This is a genomic window from Bacillus sp. YBWC18, from assembly GCF_002998775.1.
GTDB lineage: Bacteria > Bacillota > Bacilli > Bacillales > Bacillaceae > Bacillus.
In genome coordinates this window covers 883,497-901,587 of record NZ_PVRI01000001.1, presented here as the reverse complement: position 1 = coordinate 901,587, position 18,091 = coordinate 883,497, and the positions used below count along the sequence as shown (strand labels likewise).

Annotated in this window: 16 protein-coding genes; 12 read left to right on the top strand and 4 right to left on the bottom strand. The window is 43.5% G+C overall.

From position 1 onward, the window contains the following. The first annotated feature begins 10 nt into the window (after window positions 1-10). The 3 genes from C6348_RS04700 to C6348_RS04690 are packed head-to-tail and all read left to right on the top strand — an operon-like array spanning window position 11 to window position 4,283. Window positions 11-793 (top strand): enoyl-CoA hydratase, encoded by a 783-nt coding sequence (locus C6348_RS04700; RefSeq protein ID WP_106042099.1) that lies wholly within the window; start codon window positions 11-13, stop codon window positions 791-793. An 18-nt stretch (window positions 794-811) separates the two neighbouring features. Next, complete coding sequence (locus C6348_RS04695) at window positions 812-2,335, top strand: acyl-CoA carboxylase subunit beta (protein WP_106037285.1); 1,524 nt, start codon at window positions 812-814, stop codon at window positions 2,333-2,335. A 13-nt stretch (window positions 2,336-2,348) separates the two neighbouring features. Then, entirely contained in the window at window positions 2,349-4,283 is a 1,935-nt protein-coding gene (locus C6348_RS04690; protein WP_106042097.1) for an AMP-binding protein, read from the top strand. 29 nt (window positions 4,284-4,312) lie between these two features. Here C6348_RS04690 and cysI read toward each other — a convergent pair whose 3' ends face one another. Further along, window positions 4,313-6,031 carry an assimilatory sulfite reductase (NADPH) hemoprotein subunit gene (gene cysI / locus C6348_RS04685; protein ID WP_106042095.1) on the bottom strand — a complete coding sequence of 573 codons (1,719 nt, stop codon included), beginning with the start codon at window positions 6,029-6,031 and terminating at the stop codon, window positions 4,313-4,315. A 37-nt stretch (window positions 6,032-6,068) separates the two neighbouring features. After that, window positions 6,069-7,889 (bottom strand): assimilatory sulfite reductase (NADPH) flavoprotein subunit, encoded by a 1,821-nt coding sequence (locus tag C6348_RS04680; protein WP_106042093.1) that lies wholly within the window; start codon window positions 7,887-7,889, stop codon window positions 6,069-6,071. A 274-nt stretch (window positions 7,890-8,163) separates the two neighbouring features. Here C6348_RS04680 and C6348_RS04675 point away from each other — a divergent pair, with 274 nt between their 5' ends. Beyond that, window positions 8,164-8,562: a DUF3221 domain-containing protein gene (locus C6348_RS04675; RefSeq protein ID WP_223251527.1), complete on the top strand. Its 399-nt coding sequence runs from the start codon at window positions 8,164-8,166 to the stop codon at window positions 8,560-8,562. A gap of 62 nt (window positions 8,563-8,624) precedes the next feature. Here the strand turns inward: C6348_RS04675 and C6348_RS04670 are convergent, their stop codons facing one another. Next, window positions 8,625-10,052, bottom strand: coding sequence for an aldehyde dehydrogenase family protein (locus C6348_RS04670; RefSeq protein ID WP_106042089.1), 1,428 nt, complete (start codon window positions 10,050-10,052; stop codon window positions 8,625-8,627). Between the two features lie 211 nt (window positions 10,053-10,263). Here C6348_RS04670 and C6348_RS04665 point away from each other — a divergent pair, with 211 nt between their 5' ends. Genes C6348_RS04665 through C6348_RS04655 form a run of 3 tightly spaced genes read left to right on the top strand, consistent with a single transcriptional unit; the run spans window position 10,264 to window position 11,890 of the window. Further along, the gene (locus tag C6348_RS04665) at window positions 10,264-10,689 is read left to right on the top strand and encodes a DMT family transporter (RefSeq protein WP_034661956.1); all 426 of its coding nucleotides are present in this window, start codon (window positions 10,264-10,266) and stop codon (window positions 10,687-10,689) included. 13 nt (window positions 10,690-10,702) lie between these two features. After that, the gene (locus C6348_RS04660; RefSeq protein ID WP_034660842.1) at window positions 10,703-11,383 is read left to right on the top strand and encodes a Crp/Fnr family transcriptional regulator; all 681 of its coding nucleotides are present in this window, start codon (window positions 10,703-10,705) and stop codon (window positions 11,381-11,383) included. Between the two features lie 21 nt (window positions 11,384-11,404). After that, on the top strand, window positions 11,405-11,890 hold the full coding sequence (locus tag C6348_RS04655; RefSeq protein ID WP_106042087.1) for a DMT family transporter: 486 nt from the start codon (window positions 11,405-11,407) through the stop codon (window positions 11,888-11,890). A gap of 10 nt (window positions 11,891-11,900) precedes the next feature. Here C6348_RS04655 and C6348_RS04650 read toward each other — a convergent pair whose 3' ends face one another. Then, entirely contained in the window at window positions 11,901-13,307 is a 1,407-nt protein-coding gene (locus C6348_RS04650; RefSeq protein WP_106042085.1) for a phospholipase D-like domain-containing protein, read from the bottom strand. 159 nt (window positions 13,308-13,466) lie between these two features. Here C6348_RS04650 and C6348_RS04645 point away from each other — a divergent pair, with 159 nt between their 5' ends. The 5 genes from C6348_RS04645 to C6348_RS04625 all read left to right on the top strand — a co-directional run bounded on the left by C6348_RS04645 (window position 13,467) and on the right by C6348_RS04625 (window position 18,063). Next, window positions 13,467-14,243 (top strand): MurR/RpiR family transcriptional regulator, encoded by a 777-nt coding sequence (locus tag C6348_RS04645; RefSeq protein ID WP_106042083.1) that lies wholly within the window; start codon window positions 13,467-13,469, stop codon window positions 14,241-14,243. Window positions 14,244-14,373: 130 nt separating this feature from the next. Further along, a complete protein-coding gene (gene pfkB, locus C6348_RS04640) occupies window positions 14,374-15,288 on the top strand; it encodes a 1-phosphofructokinase (protein WP_106042081.1) in 915 nt (304 codons plus the stop codon). Between the two features lie 13 nt (window positions 15,289-15,301). Next, the gene (locus C6348_RS04635; protein ID WP_106042079.1) at window positions 15,302-16,717 is read left to right on the top strand and encodes a PTS fructose transporter subunit IIC; all 1,416 of its coding nucleotides are present in this window, start codon (window positions 15,302-15,304) and stop codon (window positions 16,715-16,717) included. 15 nt (window positions 16,718-16,732) lie between these two features. After that, a complete protein-coding gene (locus C6348_RS04630) occupies window positions 16,733-17,191 on the top strand; it encodes a PTS sugar transporter subunit IIA (RefSeq protein WP_066030823.1) in 459 nt (152 codons plus the stop codon). A 2-nt stretch (window positions 17,192-17,193) separates the two neighbouring features. Beyond that, on the top strand, window positions 17,194-18,063 hold the full coding sequence (locus C6348_RS04625; RefSeq protein ID WP_106042077.1) for a class II fructose-bisphosphate aldolase: 870 nt from the start codon (window positions 17,194-17,196) through the stop codon (window positions 18,061-18,063). Window positions 18,064-18,091 lie beyond the last annotated feature (28 nt).

The window sequence follows — 18,091 nt, the reverse complement described above, 5'->3', positions numbered from 1 at the left end:
TGAATGTGACATGACATCATTGGTTAATTTTATGATACAAGATGAACGGATTGGGATCATGACCTTAAACAGGCCGGAACAAGCGAATTCCCTATCCGCTGCGATGCTTGAGGAGATCAATCAAATCATTCAAGAAATCAAACACGATGAAAGCATTTCCTGTCTGCTCATTACAGGAGCTGGTTCTAACGTCTTTTGCGCAGGAGCTGATTTAAAAGAGCGACGATTGATGACAGAAGAAGAAGCAAAAGCGGCGGTTCTGTCGATTCAGCAAACCTTTACAGAAATTGACTCCCTTCCTGTGCCTGTCATTGCCGTGATGAATGGACACGCACTCGGCGGAGGCCTTGAGCTCGCACTGGCTTGTGATCTCCGCATCGCACGAGCCGGAGCAAGATTCGGCCTGCCAGAAACTGGACTAGCCATCATACCAGGAGCCGGAGGAACCCAGCGGCTTCCGCGCCTGATTGGACTCGGTAAAGCAAAAGAACTGATTTTCACAGGTGGTTCATTACAAGCTGAAGAAGCCATTCAAATCGGGTTGATTGAGCACCTCTCTTTAGCAGATTCTCTTATGGATGACGCCATTTCTCTCGCAAAACAAATCGCCAAAAACGGTCCAATTGCTTTAAAAGAAGCGAAACAAGCGATTCAAATGAGCCTTGATCATGATTTACGTACAGGTCTGATGAAGGAATACGAAGCCTATGTACGGCTCATTGATACAGAAGATCGAATGGAGGGACTTCAAGCTTTCCAAGAAAAACGAACGCCTCATTACAGAGGCAACTAGCAAGAAAGGGGAATGGGCATGATCGAAGAATATGAAGTGAAAAAACAGCGGATTGTAAAAGGAGGAGCCGAACGATACCATCAAAAAAACAAAGAAAAAGGAAAATTGTTCGTCCGTGACCGGCTCCAGTTGTTATTAGATGAGGATTCTTTCATTGAGGATGCCATGTTTGCCGAGTGTAAAGATCAACATTTACCAGCAGATGGGGTTGTCACAGGGACGGGGCGGATGAATGGGCAAACGGTTTGCGTCATGGCGAATGACTCTACCGTCAAAGCTGGATCATGGGGCGTCAAAACGGTAGAAAAAATCATTAGAATCCAAGAAACAGCGGAAAAGCTCAACTGCCCGATGCTGTATTTAGTCGATTCTGCGGGTGCAAGAATCACCGATCAAATTGCCATGTTTCCAGGCAGAAGGGGCGCGGGGCGCATTTTTTATAACCAGGTGAAGCTGTCTGGACGTATCCCGCAAATTTGTTTACTATTTGGTCCTTCTGCAGCAGGAGGTGCTTACATTCCTGCTTTTTGTGACATCGTCGTTATGGTCGAAGGGAATGCCTCGATGTATTTAGGCTCTCCGAGAATGGCCGAAATGGTGATTGGAGAAAAAGTATCACTAGAAGAAATGGGCGGGGCAAACATGCATTGCAGCATATCAGGATGTGGTGATATTTTAGCCAAAACAGAGGAAGAAGCCATTCAAATCGCTCGCGACTATTTAACCTACATGCCTGCCAACTATACAGAGAAACCAAAACGGGCAGCCGCAAAAGCACCTCAGCCATCTGAGATGACCATCCAAGACCTTATCCCTAAGGGGCAGAATACCCCTTTTGATATGTATCAGCTCATTTATTTACTCATTGATGAAGGGTCATTTTTTGAAATCAAAAAACTGTTTGCCGCGGAGCTGATTACAGGCTTTGGCCGCATGAATGGTCAGCCTGTTGGTCTTATTGCCAACCAGCCTAGGGTGAAAGGCGGGGTGTTATTCCATGACTCAGCTGACAAAGCCGCCAAGTTTATTCAGCTATGTGACGCCTTTCATATCCCGCTCCTTTTTCTTGCGGATATACCGGGATTTATGATTGGAACAAAAGTGGAACAAGCTGGCATTATTAGACACGGGGCGAAAATGATCTCTGCTATGTCAGAGGCAACCGTTCCGAAAATATCGGTCATTGTGCGTAAAGCATACGGTGCAGGTTTATATGCAATGGCAGGGCCAGCGTTTGAACCAGACTGCTGTCTTGCTCTTCCATCAGCGCAAATTGCTGTCATGGGGCCAGAAGCGGCTGTGAATGCTGTCTATGCGAATAAAATTGCCGAGCTGCCTGCCGAAGAGAGAGCTGCATTTATACAAGAGAAACGTAAGGAATATCAGGAAGATATGAATATATATGAGCTTGCCTCTGAAATGATTGTCGATGGCGTCATCCCGTTTGACCACCTGCGAGCTGAGCTTTGTCATCGATTACAAGCCTATTCCTCAAAAGAGATGACATTTACAAGACGAAAACATCCGGTCTATCCGGTCTAAAGGGGGCATCCTTATGATGAACCTGAAACCAGCATGGGTACCGGAAGAGCAGAAGGTCAAACATACACGTCTTTACAAATGGATGCACTCACTTGGTTTCTCTACTTATGATGCATTCTACAAAGCTAGTATCGAGCGGACCGATTGGTTTTGGAGAGAAGCTGAAAAGGCGGTCGGCATCAAGTGGAAGATGCCGTATGAAGCCGCATTAGGTCAAAATTCATTCATGTGGCCGAAGTGGTATAAAGGCGGTCAACTAAACATAACCGAAACCGCCGTGGACAAATGGGCAGAGAACGAAGAGACCCAGCATCAGCCAGCCGTGATTTGGAGAAATGAAGTTGGGGCAGAGAGGAAATGGACGTATCTCGACCTTCAGGAAAAGGTTAATCGCCTCGCTGCTGGTTTTTTGAAGAATGGGCTTCAAAAAGGAGATGTAGCGGTCATTTATATGCCAATGCTTCCTGAAACGGTTGCCGTCATGCTAGCCTTTGCAAAAATTGGTGTCATCTTTAGCCCCGTCTTCTCCGGCTATGGAAGCGAGCCTCTTGCCGTGCGTATTCGTGCATCAGGTGCATCCATTGTCGTCACAGGCTCCGACATGACGCGACGCGGGAAGACGATCAATATGCGGGAATGTGCGGCAGATGCGATTCACAAAACAGACACTGTCAAAACCGTCATTGTACACACTCCCTCTCATACTGAATATGAAGGAGTTATCAGGCTAAACGATTTGTTAAAAGAAGATCCGTTAAGTGAAACGACCTATCTCACAAATGAAGAGCCTCTCATGATCTTATACACTTCTGGAACAACTGGTACGCCAAAAGGAGCTGTCCATACACACGCAGGCTTCCCTGTAAAAGCTGCTTTTGACGCCGGTCTTTGTATGGACGTTGCAAAAGGAGACCGTTTGTTTTGGCTCACAGACATGGGCTGGATGATGGGGCCATTTCTCGTCTTTGGCGGCTTGATCAATGGAGCTGCAATCGTTTTATATGACGGTGCACCCGATTATCCAGATGAACAGCACCTCTGGTCATTCATCCACAAGCAAAAAGTCACCCATTTTGGACTTTCACCTACTTTTGTTCGGTCTGCGATGCAGCAAAACCTTGCAGGTACAAAGCTGCCACATGTCAAAGCCATCATTTCTACAGGTGAGCCGTGGAATGAAGCACCATGGCAATGGCTTTTTGACAAAATCGGTCAAAAGCACATTCCGATCCTAAATTATTCAGGGGGAACAGAGGTCTCTGGCGGAATTGTAGGAAGTACGCTGCTTCGCCCAATTAAGCCAGTCCTTTTTAATGCGGCGATCTTAGGAATGGCGGCAGATGTGTATAATGAAGCAGGTCAGAGCGTCATAAATGAAGTAGGAGAACTTGTTTTGAAAAAGCCATGGGTCGGCATGACCTGTGGTTTTTGGAAAGATCCGGGGCGATATGAAGACACGTATTTCAGACGATTTGATGGGGTGTGGACACATGGTGATTGGGTGATGCAATCAGCGGATGGCACATTCCATATCACGGGCAGATCGGATGATGTCATTAATTCAGCAGGAAAACGTGTCGGCCCAGCAGAAATTGAATCCATTCTTGTCGGACATCCAGCCGTACACGAGGCAGCTGTAATTGGGGTAAAGGATGAGGTGAAAGGGGAGGCACTCGTGTGCTTCATCGTGACTAGCTCACAATCTTGTGACGAAGCAAAACTGATACGAGAGCTCAAAACACATGTTGGTTCACACGCGGGAAAAGCTCTCATGCCAAAGGAAATTCATCTCATTTCAACTTTACCGAAAACAAGAAACGGAAAAATCGTCCGGCGTTTATTAAAAGGAGCCTATGAACAGCAGCCTTCACTAGATCTTTCTTCTTTAGAAAACCCTCATGTGTACAAAAGCATTTGCGAATACTTGAAACGGAAACAGAATCCATAGAAAAAGACAGGAGAGTGTCCTGTCTTTTTCTATTGCACATGAAAATTCGTGCCATCTGTTGTTTCTTTGACAATCCCTGCCCGAACGACAAAATCACCGAAATGTTCTTGGTCTTCTCGTTCTTTTGCATAGCGAGGGAGCAGAGAACCAAGCTCGTTTAAAATGTCTTCCTCACCAACATTTTCACGGTACAGCTTACTTAATCTGCTGCCATCAAACGCAGCGCCAAGATACATGTTGTATTTGCCAGGTGATTTGCCGATAAAGCCAATTTCACCTAGCGCATGGCGGGCACATCCATTTGGACATCCAGTCATTCGAATCGTGATTTCTTTATCACTTAAGCCGTTTTCTTCGACAATCTCTTCAATTTTGTCAATCAAGCGTGGAAGGTAGCGTTCTGCTTCTGCCATCGCTAAGCCGCATGTTGGAAGAGAAACACAGGCCATTGAACTGCGGCGCAGTGCAGAGTGCTGCTGGCCAGCTGATAAACCGAACTCCTGAATGAGCTGCTCGATTTGTTTCTTTTTATGAGAAGTGACATTTCCAATGATCAAATTTTGATTCGCTGTTAAGCGGAAGTCACCTGTATGAATCTTTGCAATTTCCCGAATACCTGTCATCAGCGGGTAGTCATCGTAATCCGTGATGCGGCCGCCTTCTACAAACATCGTATAATGCCATCTGCCATTGATGCCTTTTACCCAGCCATAGCGGTCTCCGTTATGATCAAAGCGATAATCTCTTGCGTCTAAAAGGGCAAATCCTAGGCGGCGTTCCAGCTCTTCTTTTACATTCTCAAGACCAAGGCGGTCCACTGTATATTTAAAGCGGGCGTTTTTTCGCACCGAACGGTTTCCATAGTCACGCTGAATGGTAATCACTTGTTTCGCAATCTCTACAACTTGTTCCGGTGTACAAAAGCCAATCACTTTTGCAAGCTGAGGATAGGTCGCTGTATCACCATGAGTCATGCCCATTCCACCGCCAATTGCGACATTAAAGCCGATCAATTGCTCATTTTCGATGATCGCAATGAAGCCTAAATCCTGCGAAAAGACATCAATATCGTTAGCAGGAGGGACCGCCACACCAATTTTGAATTTTCTTGGCAAATAAAGCGGACCATACATCGGCTCAACCTCTGTATCAGGCGTTGCCGCAACCTTTTCCTCATCAAGCCAAATTTCATGATACGCTCTAGTTTGCGGAAGCAGGTCATCACTTAATTTTTTGGCCAGCTCGTATACATCATGGTGCACTTCTGATTGATAGGGGTTTGATGTACACATCACATTCCGGTTCACGTCGCCGCAAGCAGCAATTGTATCAAGCATAGTCGAATGGATGTCTTGAATGGTCTTTTTCATGTTCCATTTTAAAATACCGTGAAGCTGAAAGGTTTCACGAGTTGTCAGCTTTAACGTACCGTTTCCGTATTTGTGAGCAAGCTCATCCATCACAAGCCACTGCTTGGATGTGGCGATCCCGCCAGGCAGGCGTACGCGCAGCATAAATTGATAGGCTGGCTCAAGCTTTTGTTTTTGCCGTTCATTTCTGAGGTCTCGATCATCCTGTAAATAGCTGCCGTGATGCTTCATCAGGCGGTTGTCATCATCAGGAATTCCCGCTGAAATCGGATCAAGCATCACTTCTTTTAACGTACCCCGTAAATAATCACTTTTTTCTTTGATTTCCTCTACGTCGCTCGGAGGTCCATCCGGCGCTGTTAATGCTGTCTTCACCATGTAAGTAAAAGCTCCTTTCTTTCAAGCATCAAATCAATCAATATACGTCACGCTGATAGCGTTTTTGCTGCTGCAAATTGGCTAAATAGCTTTCTGCTTTCTCCTTGCTCATCGCACCTTCTTCTTGGATGATCGATAGAAGGGTACCATGAACATCATGCGCCATATGCTTTTCATCTCCGCAAACATATACATAGGCACCTTGCTCCAGCCATTCGAATAATTCTTTACTTTGTTTCTTCATTTGGTGCTGGACATATACCTTTTCCTCTGAATCTCTTGAAAAAGCCACGTCCATTTTCGTTAAGACACCATCTTTTAACCACTTTTGCCATTCAGTTTGATATAAGAAATCCGTCACAAAGTGCTGATCACCGAAGAATAGCCATGACTTTCCGTTTGCACCGATTTCTTCTCGTTCCTGCATAAACGAACGGAAAGGAGCGATACCTGTGCCTGGCCCCACCATAATGATCGGTGCATCAGGGTTTTCAGGAAGCTTAAAGTTTTGGTTGTGCTGGATATAAACAGGCAGTGTATCACCTGGCTCTAAGCGCTCCGCACATAAGATGGAGCAGACACCTTGGCGTTCTCTCCCGTGTGCATCATATCTCACAACACCTATTGTCAAATGAACTTCTTCTTCATTGGCTTTCAGGCTGCTTGCAATCGAATAAAGGCGTGCAGGGATTTTTCTTAAAATAGCGGTGAAATCTGCGGCTGTTCCTTCAAAAGGACCAAAATCGCGCGCAGCATCTACTAGATCTCTTCCTGCTATATACGCTTTTAACTTTTCTTCATTCCCTTCTTCTAAAAGGGCATGGAGGGCTTCACTTTTTGTAAAGTCCGCCATCTTTTGAAGAAGGGGTTTTGTTAATACTGTAATCTCAAAGTGCGAGGTGAGTGCTTCTTTCAAAAGAAGAGTGTCGCCATTTTTATGCACGGTTACGGCTTCCTCTGCATTCCATCCGCATGTCGTGAGCAGTTCATCAACAAGCGCAGGATCATTTGTTGGATAAATACCAAGGCTGTCACCCGGCTCATAAACAAGTCCTGATCCTTCAAGAGAGAGCTCCAAATGGCGGGTTTCTTTGTTAGAGCCGCGGCCATTTAGGTTGATATTTTCAAGAACTTCCGCATAAAAAGGATTCGTTCTTGAGTATTCAGCAGCTGCTGTTTGGTTGGTTGCTCCTGCTGATTCTTGCGGGAATGCTGCGGCTTCACCTTCGCTAAGTGCCGATGTCACCCCTTGAAGCCATTCAGAAAACGGCTCATCATAATCAAGGTCACAATCCACTCGGCCTATAAGACGCGTTCCGCCAAGTTCTTTGAGGCGCTCATCAAATTCTTTTCCAGTCTGACAGAAGAATTCGTAAGAGCTGTCGCCAAGCGAAAGAACAGAAAAGCTTAAATGATCGAGCTTTGGCGCACGTCTACCATGGACATATTCATGGAAAGAAAGGGCATTATCAGGCGGATCTCCCTCGCCATGTGTGCTGACGATCATCAGTAAATTGTGTATTTTTTTCAGATTATTTGGTTTAAAATCTGACATAGAAGAGAGCGTCACTTGAAAACCTTTCTCCTCGAGATGCTGCGCTGTCTTTTTCGCTAATCCTTCAGAATTGCCTGTTTGCGAGCCATAAAGTACGGTCACATCTTTACTGACAGGCTGCGCAGGGGCTGCGGCAGAAGGAGTAGGGGCCAGAGCGGCCGTTTCTGATCCGGCTAGAGCTGCCTGTGCTGATAAATAACCGGTAAGCCAAATTTTTTGTTGATCTGTTAAAGTCGGAAGCAGCTGATTGAGTAGCTCTGCCTGCTGCTGACTAAACGGACTGTTCAATACATGAAGTTGCAACGATATCCACCTCACAAGGAATATAAACATAGATTAATTCGATAGGAATTATATATATAGGTTCAATTTGAACTTTACCGAAAGTTTGCCATTAAGTAAAATATATAATATTGATTGTCATGATTAAGATTTCTAATACCTTTACAAGGTGAATGAACTTGAAGGTAAATCAGCTTAACTTATAAAGCACCTTAAGAAAAATAGGCGTTTTGTTCTGAGAATGCTAGCATGAAGAAGCTATCGTGAAGAATTGAAAAGGGGTGTATGAAAGTTGATGCAGCTAAAGTTTAAAAACATAAAATGTTTTCGGCTTGTCATCTTGATTTTTCTCATTTTATTAGTAGCGTGCAATTCTCCAAAGGACAATATAAAGGATTCATACAATAAGAATAAAACAACAACGCCTTTTTCAAAAAAAGGCATACTGCTGAGTAAAGAGGAGACTGGTTTACTTCTTATAAACAATAAAACTCCTCTAAAAAGCGATTATTCATTGAATACTCACCTTCTTATTGATAAGTATAAACATGATCTCATCATTATGGATTTATCGAAAGTTGATACTAAAGAGCTGTCACAGGGTCAAACGATTGAGGTTTGGTTTGATGAGTTACAAGAATCGTTTCCTCCTAAAGTAACGGTTGAAAAATATAACATCATTATGGATAAGTAGGGGAGCAGTTCTTAAAATCCACAAAAAGGAGAAAAACCTTAAGGCTTTTCTCCTTTCGTAAATTATGCCGTTGGAAGTCCCATCACAGCTTTCACTTCTAAATATTCCTCGATGCCGAAGTCTCCCCATTCTCTTCCGATACCAGATTGCTTAAAGCCGCCAAATGGGGCAAAGTAATCTGTTTCGGCATTGTTAATGGTGATTTGGCCAGCACGGATATGTTCAGCTACATATTTTAAAGTTTTTTCATCTTTTCCAACAACATACCCGGCAAGGCCATAAACCGTATCATTGGCGATGTCAAGGGCATGATCTAGGTCCTGATACGTAATCACACTCATGACCGGTCCGAAGATTTCTTCTTGCGCAATGGTCATATCATTTTTCACATTGGTGAAAATGGTATGCTTGGCGAAATATCCTTTATCGATTCCGTCCGGCTTTCCAGTTCCCCCTGCAAGCAGAGTAGCACCTTCATCAATTCCTTTTTCAATATAAGATTGCACGGTATCCCACTGCTTTTTAGAAACAAGCGGGCCTGTAGCGTGATCTTCTCTCGGATCACCAACTGTAAACTTCGGCAGGGCATTCAGCAGCGCTTTTTCAAACTTGTCTTTCATTGATTCTGGAATAAGCACACGCGTAGCTGCAGAACACACTTGACCTGTATTCATCGCAATCTGATGAATGGCAGTTTCTGCTGCCTCATCCACATCTGCATCATCTAAAACAATAAGAGGGGATTTCCCGCCAAGCTCAAGAGCCACTTTCTTCACATTGTCCGCCGCGTTTTCCATAATTTTTGAGCCGACGGCACCTGATCCAGTAAATGAAACAAAGTCAATATCAGGATGTGAGCTAATACCGTCACCAATAACGTCACCAGTTCCGTTTACTAAGTTGAAGACTCCTTTCGGTACGCCTGCTTCATCAATGATTTCTGCAAGAATCATCGCAGCAAAAGGTGTAATTTCCGCTGGCTTTAAGACAACTGGTGAGCCTGCCGCAATGGCACCCGCAATTTTAAGAGATGTTTGATTCGTTGGGAAGTTCCACGGTGTAATCAATCCGCTGACGCCAATCGCTTCTTTTATAATGGTATGTCCGCCGCGGTCCTCGGTAAATGTATAAGATTTAAGTGCTTCCGCTGCTTTAGAAAAATGTTCATAGCCCATTGTGTAATGAACTTCTTCTGATACTTTCAGCGGTGCACCGAGCTCTTGTGTCATCACTTCTACAAGTTCATCCTTGCGTTTTTCGTAGCCGCGCACAATGTTTTCCAGCATCTTCACGCGGTCATTTCGAGATGTTTTTGAGAAAGAAGGGAAGGCGGCACGAGCTGCTTTCACTGCCTTATCTAAATCTTCTTTTGTTCCTAAGCTAATAGTGCCAATGACTTCTTCTGTCGCAGGGTTGATGACCTCTGTCGTTTCGTTTCCTGTTGATGCAACCCATTCTCCGTTAATAAAATGTTTCTCTTGATTTCTCATTCTGACATGTCTCCTTTTTATATGTGATTCATTTAATATTCTGTTTTCAGCTGATATAAAACTGTACCCACTGTGAAAAATCTAAAACGAAGAAACTGCAAAAGAAAAAGTTTCTGATATAATACGCAAAGTGGGACATATGTCCTTTTCAATAGGTGAGCATGTATCATTTAATGGAACTAGACTGAAAAAAGAAGGAGCATTTGAACGAATGAAAGGTGTTATTTTCGCTTTATTAGGAGGCGCTTGCATTACACTGCAAGGCGTAGCCAACGCAAGAATCAGCCAGGATATCGGCACATGGCAGGCAGCAACTATCACGCAGCTAACCGGTTTTATCATCTCACTTGTCATTTTACTCATCGTACGAGACGGACACTTCAGGGAATATCGAAAGGTGCAGCCACTTTATTTAATAGGCGGCGCATTTGCAGCCATTATTATTTTTAATGAAGTCACCGCGATTCAAATGATCGGTGTCACACTTACCATCGCAGCGTTACTTATTGCACAGCTTGCTTTTACCTTTGCAATCGATGCAAAAGGATGGTTTGGTGTACAGAAGAAAAAAATGAAATGGCCTCATTATGCAGGAATTTTACTGATGGTCGCAGGCGTGATCATTTTAAAGCTATAAAGGAGAGCGTCAGATGGAGGAGCTTTATGATGAATCTCTTTTTTCCTCTTATCTTAAGGCACATCAATTAGAAAACGTCTTTCATCAAAAGCTCATATCACACGTGAGCTTGTGGCGGTATGAGCAAGGGGAGCTCGTTTGTTCAAAAGGGGATAAGAGGGAGTACCTGTACTTGTTAGTGAAAGGAAAATTAAAGATTTTCACGACCACAAAGGAAGGGAAAACCTTTATTCTTAGCTTTAAACATCCCCTTGAAGCGATTGGAGATATTGAATACGTTCAGCAAACCGACATGGTCAATACAGTCGAAGCTGTCACAGAAGTACATATGCTAAGGGTTTCTCATCAAGCGCTCATGCGCCATGCGAAGGATGACCCACGCGTGTTAACCTTTCTGCTAAAAGGCATCACAAACAAATTTTATACAAAATCAAACGATCTGAGTTTCCACCTTTTATATCCTGTGGAGGTCAGGCTTGCAAGCTACTTATTGTCTGTTGTAACAAATGATGACAGCGCGAGCGCCCTTCGTCTCACTGATGCGGCAAGCTTAATCGGTACAAGCTATCGTCATATTAACCGGGTCATTCAGCAATTCTGTGAAAAAGGGCTGATAGAGAGGCGTAGAGGAGAGATTACGATTTGTGACCGGAAAGGGCTTCTAGAAATAGCAGAGCACAATATTTATGAATAGAAGAAATGAAGGGATTTATATATGATCATAGGAATACTATTAGCTATCACTGCTGGCGCACTCGTCAGCTTACAAACCATTTTTAACAGTAAGGTCAATGAGCATACAGGCTCTTGGTCAACTACAACCCTCGTTCTTGGAATGGGCTTTATTGCTTCACTCCTGATGGGTCTCTTACTAGAGGGAACTGGCATGTTTCAATTAAGACATATGGAAGCTTGGTACTGGATCAGCGGAGCCATTGGGGTAGGAGTGGTCATTTGTCTAGTTCAGAGTATCAAACGTCTTGGACCGACTTATGGCATCTCGATTGTCCTCACGTCACAGCTGGGCTGCGCTCTTTTGTTTGATTCGCTAGGCTGGCTTGGGTTAGAAAAAGTGGCATTTTCTTTTACAAAACTATTAGGTGTCATTGTGATTGTTGCTGGGATCTTAATGTTTAAATTGACCAAATTGGAGTCAGCCGAAAAAGATCAATCGCAAGAAAAAGGGCTGCCACAAGAGTAGCCGCCCTTTTTTAAATCAATCGCCGCCATAATACCGTTATCGCGGATAATCCATTTAAAAGGAGTCTTTTCATCAAAGGCTTTTTTTTCTGCCCATAATCGCTCGCATGATAGACTGTTCGATCCTTAGCGACAAGAATACTATAGGCGATTTTTCGTTCGATTGCCTGTGTAAGTGATAACGCAAACGGGGCACTGTCAATCACCAAAATCGACTCTGTGTTTAAAAAACTAGACCTCGCATCTAAGTTATATGTCCCAATAATACTCAAGTAATCATCAATCACCATTGATTTCCCATGAATGGAATAGGGGCCTTCATATTCATACAAATGAACGCCTGTTTTCATCAGTTCCTTTTTCGTGCTTAAATATCCAGCAAAGGCTAACGGATTTGGTGTCGCTGTAAGAGAATTCGTGACCATTGTCGTTTGAATCTCACTATCTAAGGGGGTGAGTCCGGCTTTCATTGGGCGTGTTGGGATGGCATAAGGCGTTTGTATAAGCACAGAACGCTTTGCCCGGTGCGCAAGATCGTTCAGTTTTTTCAGCACAAGCGGCCGCTTATTGAAGCGTTCCACAGGATTTGTGAAAAAGGCAATCTGTTTCACTGAAGTGGCATCTGCTGCCCAATCAAAGGAGGACATCACAAAAGGTTCTTTTGTGCGCACTGCTTCTTGATAGGATCTGAGCAGCTGTTTTCTTAGCTTTAACCCTTTTTTCGCTTTTTGCTTGGAGAACACATCTTTTGTTCTTTTCGTAAAATCATGATTCCATAGATAAACGAAATATTGCTCCATTTCATCTAATACTTTTCCCTTTTTGGCGTTATAGAGCAGCACATCACGGTCAAAAGCAAAGTCTTTCGGCGGCTGATCTGCAAAGTATTTATCACCGATATTTCTTCCGCCCATCACAGCCACTCGGCCATCTGCTAGTAGCAGCTTATCGTGAAGCCGATTATGCCACGTCCAAGGCTTGAACAAACGAAAGGGCTCATAAAAACGAATCGACATGTTCGGATGATTTGCCACCGCATAGCGCAAATGCTTCAGCGGCCCGCGCAAACTGTGACAGATGCCATCTAACAACACCTGGACTTTCACACCTCGATCAGCTGCTTCAATTAAAGCACCTAGTACCCATTCGGCTGTTTTTCCCTTTTGAATGGAATAGTAACTGAGGCGGATCATCTTCTTTGCCTCACGAATCATTTGGATTCTAACCTGACCAGATTCAAACCCGTCGTCAAGAAGCATCACTTGATTTGTCCCCTGATCGTCTCCTGAGATAGAAGAGGCTTTATAAATACAATGTTCTTTGCATGTTTTTCGTATCGGTAAATAAAACAACACAAATGCGGTCAAAAATACATAGACGACATAGAGAAGGATGAGAAAAAACAAGAGATGAAGCATAGGTATCAGCTCCTTTCACACAGACACAACTTTTCCTTAGTGTATGTCAAAAATCAAATTTCACTCATTTTGGCTTTCCATCAAAATATATGACAAAAGAATCATCTTGTTTTTATTGGGCATTTAATTATAGTATGAAATGAGTAAGGGGGAATCGAATTGAATGAACCACTATTTAACATTCCAAGCGATGTGTATCAAACGTTAAGTGAAACAGAACGTTATTTACTCCATTATATTCACCAGCATCTAGAGGAAATCTCCACCTTATCCATCGTCACATTAAGTGAAAGAGCGAATGTGTCGACAGCCACAATTGTCAGATTGATGAAAAAAATTGGTTACAACGGCTATACTTCCTTTAAATATCGATTGAAACAAGAAAAGAAAATGACCGATGCAAGTGATCAGCTAAAAAACATCGATGAAGACATCAAACTAGCGATTCGGAAAAATGAAGAAGAGGTTTTAAAGACGATTCAGCTGCAAAGTATTGGGCAAATTGAAGATGCCGTTCAAAAAATACATAATGCGGACAAAATTTATATTTTCGGCAGAGGCTTCTCAGAGATGATTGCCAAAGAAATGACCATCAAATTACAGCTCATCGGAAAAACATGCGAAGTACATGACGACCCGAATATCATTCGGCTGAAATCACGAGATATTGGTAAAAATGAACTTGCGATCTTTGTTTCATTAAATGGCGAAACAGCAGAGCTCGTTGAAGCGTGTCAAAATCTCAGCATGAAGCAAGTCACGACCATTACCGTCACGACAAGAATAGATTCTACATTAAGCAAAATATCAGATATGACTCTAGTCGGATATAAAGGCGAACAATCTTTCTTCCCAGATTATGAAGTCAGATCGCGCCTGTCTCTTCATGTCATTGCCCGCATTTTACTAGATGCCTATGTGATCCGAATGAAATAACCGCTAAAGAAGCCTTCGAGACTTTGATCTGGAAGGCTTTTTATCATGAAAACCTTTACACAATCTGAAAACATTTTCACTCCATCGTATGAGATACTTTCTTTAGAGAAAAGAAAGAAGGTGAAACCAATTGATTTATACCTGCACCTTAAACCCTGCTATTGACCTATATATTGCATTAAAAGAAATGAGAGCAAATGCAGTCAACCGCACAGAAGATGAAGATTATCAGCCGAATGGCAAAGGAGTCAATGTCTCCATTATGCTAAAGAAATATGGATTCACCAGCACTGCATTAGGATTTATTGCTGGGTTTTCAGGCTCTTATATTGAACAATCCTTAAAGGACCTTTCCATTCAAACCGATTTTATCTCGGTTGAAGGAATTACACGCATTAATGTTTTTATTAATACGACAGAAGAATACAAGCTCGTGAACCAAGGACCTGCGATTGAAGCAAAAGCGCTTCACGCCTTTCGTGAAAAAATAGCGGCCATCCCGCAGGGGGACATCCTTATCATGTCAGGCAGCCTGCCAAAGGGCGTACCCGCCAGCATTTTTTCAGAAGTAGCAGCTATTTGTCATCAGCACAACGTCAAGTTTATTTTAGACACAAGCTCCGCAGCAGTTCTTGAGACGCTTCAATACAAGCCGTATTTATTAAAACCGAATGAAGAAGAAATCGCTGCTTTTTTCGGCAAAATACATCCTATGTCAGAAAAAGAACTCATTCAATCAGGAGAAAAACTCATTGAGATGGGTGTAGAGCAAGTGCTTATTTCCCGCGGAGGAGAAGGGGCTTTGTTCATTACGAAAGACATCATCTTAAAAGGAAACGCACCGACAGGCACTGTGGTAAACACAGCTTGTTCTGGAGATGCAATGCTCGCAGCCTTTCTTAGTAAACAGCTTGAAGGTCATTCACCTGAAGAATGCTTACGTTACGGCATTGCAACGGGCGCATCTACTGCATTTTCTAAAGGCTTAAGTGATTTACATGACATTCATTCATTAATTGAGCAAGTACACATTCACAAGATATAAGGGGGAATCAGATATGAGCCGTAAAAAAATTGTCGCTGCAACTGGCTGTCCAACAGGCATTGCACACACGTTTATGGCAGCTGAGGCATTAAAAATAGCTGCTGAGCAATTAGGGGTCGACATCAAAGTCGAAACACATGGTCAAGTAGGAATTGAAAACGCTTTAACCGGTCAAGACATTCTGGAGGCTGATGGGGTCATTGTCGCAGCTGACAAAGATGTGAATACAGATCGTTTTCACGGCAAACCACTGATTGAAGTGCCTGTAGCGAAAGGCATCCGCACGCCAGAAGAACTGATCCAAGGCATTATCAATGGAGATGCACCCGTTCATCAAGTGAAAGGAAGGGCTTCTGGAACGGAGAAAACATCTGCTCCTTCATCCTCTCAACAAAAGACGACGAATAAATGGATACACACGATCTACAAACATTTAATGAACGGTGTATCACACATGCTTCCATTTGTTGTTGGAGGCGGAGTCTTAATTGCCATTTCATTTCTATTCGGTATCTACTCTGCTGATCCTCAGCATGAAACGTATCATCCGTTTGCTGCCTATTTGAAAAGCATTGGCGGACTCGGCTTTAGCTTAATGGTGCCTATTTTAGCAGCATTTATCGCTGATTCAATCGCCAGACGCCCAGGGATGGTTGTCGGGTTTATCGGCGGCCTGCTTGCAAACGACGGAGGCGCTGGATTCTTAGGTGGTATTATCGCAGGTTTTGCAGCAGGATATATCATCGTATTACTTCAATTCCTGCTTCAAAAATTACCTGCATCACTTGACGGTTTAAAATCAATCTTCATCTATCCTGTTATCGGTATTTTCTTGATTGGAGCTGTGATGACACCACTATTAGTTCCGATCACAGGCCTAAATAATTCATTAATGGATTTTCTCTCAGCTGTTCAATCCACGAACCCGCTGCTCTTAGGTTTAATTGTTGGAGCGATGTGTGGATTTGATATGGGAGGTCCTTTTAACAAAGCAGCCTATGTCACAGGAACGGCTTTACTTGCACAAGGCAACCTTTACTTCATGGCAGGTGTGTCCGCAGCATGTATCACGCCACCACTTATCATTGCGATTGCCACAACGATTTTCAGAAAACATTTCACACCGCAGGAACGAAATGCAGGGGCAATCAACTATATTCTAGGGGCGACACATATTACAGAAGGGGCCATCCCATTTGCGGCAAAAAACCCGATCGTTGTCCTGCCAATTATCATGTTTGGCTCAGCCATCTCTGCTATATTGACGTATCTATTTGGCGTACAGGTTCCAGCTCCGCATGGTGGATTCCTTGTCCTTCCAGTCGTCACAGGTGCATTTCAGTGGGTACTATCCATACTGATCGGATCACTTGTAGGTGCCATTCTATACGGACTTTACCGTAAAAAAATAGACAAACCCGCAGTTTAATAGGGAGGAAGAGAAATAATGGAACATATCTATATGAATCTTCATGAAACAGCTTCTTCACAGGCTGGCGTTTTCGCAGCCATTGCTGACATTGCCTACAAAGCAGGTATTTGTACATCAGCAGAGGATGTCAAAAAAGGCTTAGCTGAAAGGGAAGCACTGAGCACGACTGGATTTCAAGATGGATTTGCCATTCCACATACACAAACAGAAGCCATCACAAAACCAGCACTTGTGATCGTCCGCACTGAAACAGGCATTGAATGGGACGCTTTTGATGGGAAGCCATGCTTTTTCTTCTTATCCTTACTGATCCCCAAAAATGAAGCGGGCACCACTCATCTAAAGGCTCTTTCTGCCCTTTCACGAGGATTAATGGATGAAGCCAAACGACAAAAGCTGCTGGAAACAAGAACAAATGAAGACATGCTTACTGTTTTAGAAACAGATATTTTAACGAGAGAGGATGTTTGATTATGCCTTTACTTTCAACAACACCGATGCTTGAGGCTGCGAAAAAAGAAAAATACGGAATAGTTGCATTCAATGTACACTCCTTTGACAGTATTTATTGGGTGCTCGAAACGGCCGCAGAATTAAAATCACCTGTCATTTTGCAAACAACGGTTGGAACGGTTCAATCACTTGGAGCAAAAGCGATTGCAGATACAGTCAAAGCGGCGGCTGATCAATATCAAATCCCAATCGGTCTGCACCTCGATCACTGCACGGACTTTGATGTGATTCTCACCTGTATTCGAGCAGGATATACATCCGTCATGATCGATGCATCCATGCATTCATATGAAGAAAATGTACGCCGCACAAAAGAAGTTGTGGACCTCGCATTAAAAGTAGGAGTGAACGTTGAAGCAGAATTAGGCAAGGTAGGCGGTGTAGAGGATGATATCATCGTCGATGAAAAGGATGCTGAAAAAGCCATTCCATCAGAATGCCGTCAATTTGTAGAAGAAACTGGGGTACCTACTTTAGCGCCTGCGATTGGTACCGCTCACGGCATTTATAAAGGGGTACCGGATATTGACTTTGACCGTATTGAACAAATTGCAGCGCTGGTCGATGTTCCTCTTGTGCTGCACGGTGGTTCCGCTGTTCCGGATGAAGACGTCAGACGATGTGTGGCACTTGGTATGGCAAAGGTCAATGTCTCAACTGAATTGAAAAATGCGTACTCTGAAGCCATCCGTGATCATTTCTCAAACGAACCTGAAAGCTTAGATCCACGTATGTATTTACAAAAAGCAAAGCAAGCAGCAAAAGACATGGTCACATCGAAAATACGTATCGTTGGCAGTGAGGGCAAAGCCCATCCTCTATATCAGTGAAACGAAAAAAAGCAGAGCCGCTAACGCT